Origin of the sequence: Rhodococcus jostii NBRC 16295, assembly GCF_001894825.1 — a bacterium.
Lineage (GTDB): Bacteria > Actinomycetota > Actinomycetes > Mycobacteriales > Mycobacteriaceae > Rhodococcus_F > Rhodococcus_F jostii.
On the sequence record NZ_BCWY01000214.1, the window covers coordinates 1 to 1,848 of the forward strand.

The following is a 1,848-nucleotide window of genomic DNA, read 5'->3' on the forward strand; positions in this document are numbered from 1 at the left end:
CTGCGGGTGCTCGGCGAGACCGCGTACCCCGTTGAGCCGGGCATTGCCGATCCCGGCCGCGTCGGCGGCCCGCTGGATCTCCGCCAGAGTCCTCTCCCGGCACCAGAACCCGACGATCGCGTCGAGCTCGCCCCGCAACCGCACCCGATCGGCGTTGCCGGCGTACCGGGGGTCCTCGGCCAGATCCGGACGGTGCAGGAGGTCCGCAGCCAGGCGCCGCCACTCCCGGTCGCTGGTGGTGCCGAGCACCACGGTCCGGCCGTCGACGGTCGGGTAGGCGCCGTAGGGCGCTACCATCGGCGAGCCCATCCCGACCGGGGCGGGTTCGACACCGCCGTGGATCACCTGATTGAGCGCGAAACCCATCATCTCCGCGACCACGTCCAGCATCGCGATCGGGATCACCGCCCCACGCCCGGTCCGCTCCCGCTCGTACAGGGCGGCCAGCACCGCCGAATACGCATACAGTGCGGTTCCGATGTCGGCGATCGGGATCCCCGGTTTGGCCGGCTGCCCGGGCAGCCCGGTGATGGTGCAGGATCCGGCCTCCGCCTGGATGAGCAGGTCGTAGGCGCGTTTGTGGTCGAGCGGTCCGCCGCGCCCGTACCCGGAGATGTCGACGATGATCAACCGCGGATACCGCTGCGCCAGCTCGTCCACCCCGAGACCGAGCCGATCCAACGCGCCCGGTGCAAGGTTGCTGACGATGACATCGGCACCCCCCAGCAGATCGTGCAGCACCTCGCGGTCGGCGGAGGCGGTCAGGTCCAGGGCCGCCGACTCCTTGCCGTGGTTGAGCCACACGAAATGCGCGGCCAACCCGCGGACGGTCCGGTCGTAGTGACGGGTCGAGTCCCCGACACCGGGTTGCTCGACCTTGATCACCCGGGCACCCAGGTCGGCCAGGTGCCGGGTACACAGCGGCGCCGCGATCGCCTGCTCGAGCCCCAGCACGGTCACCCCGTCCAGCGGCCCGCTCACGTGAACCTCGGCTCACGCTTGTCGCGGTGCGAGGCCACACCTTCGGCAACATCCGGACCACCGAACCCGTAGAACTCGAAACCCAGCGACGCGTCGAAGATCGGCATCGCCTGCCGGTACCAGTTGTTCAACGCGTGCTTGGTGAACCGCAACGCGCCGCGCGACCCGCGCGCAAGGTTCTCCGCGATCTCCAGGGCACGATCCTGCACCTTCTCGTCGTCCACACACACCGACACCATCCCGATCCGCTCCGCCTCCTCACCGGTGAGCACCTCATTGGTGAGCAGGTGATACTTCGCCTTCGCCATCCCGCACAGCAACGGCCAGCAGAGCGCGGCATGATCACCGGCAGCCACCCCGATCCGCACGTGCCCGTCGACGATCTTCGCTCGCCGACCGGCCACCGACACATCCGCCAGCAGAGCGGCGACCAATCCGGCACCGACCGCCGGCCCGTTGATCGCCGACACGATCGGTGCCGGGCATTCGATGATGTTGCGGACCAGATCTCGCGCCTCGTGCATGACACGGGTGCGGGTGTCCCAGTCCTTGACCATCGCGTCGATGAGATCGAAGCTGCCGCCCGCCGAGAAGGCGCGGTCACCGGCGCCGCGGATCAACACCGCCCGCACCGACTCGTCCCGGGCGATCGCCGCCCACACATCCGCCAACTCCCGGTGCATGTCCGCACCGACCGCATGCAGATCCGGCCCGTCCAGCACGATCCGCAGCACCCCCTCCGACGGACGATCGATCGCCAACGTCGGGAACCCGTCATACGTCTTCACTGAAGTGTTGTGCAACTGAACATTCTGAGTGTCGTTCTGGCTCATCGCCCTAACCCTTCTTCAGTACCTGTGGGTGCGG

General features: G+C 68.6%; 2 protein-coding genes. Both read right to left on the minus strand.

Annotated features, from left to right (window positions below; genetic code table 11):
• A partial coding sequence (locus RJ1_RS44795; protein ID WP_073371153.1) for a CaiB/BaiF CoA transferase family protein occupies window positions 1-981 on the minus strand: 981 nt, incomplete at its 3' end.
• The gene (locus RJ1_RS44800) at window positions 978-1,769 is read right to left on the minus strand and encodes an enoyl-CoA hydratase/isomerase family protein (protein WP_073371154.1); all 792 of its coding nucleotides are present in this window, start codon (window positions 1,767-1,769) and stop codon (window positions 978-980) included. The genes RJ1_RS44795 and RJ1_RS44800, both read right to left, overlap by 4 nt.
• Between the last annotated feature and the right edge of the window lie 79 nt (window positions 1,770-1,848).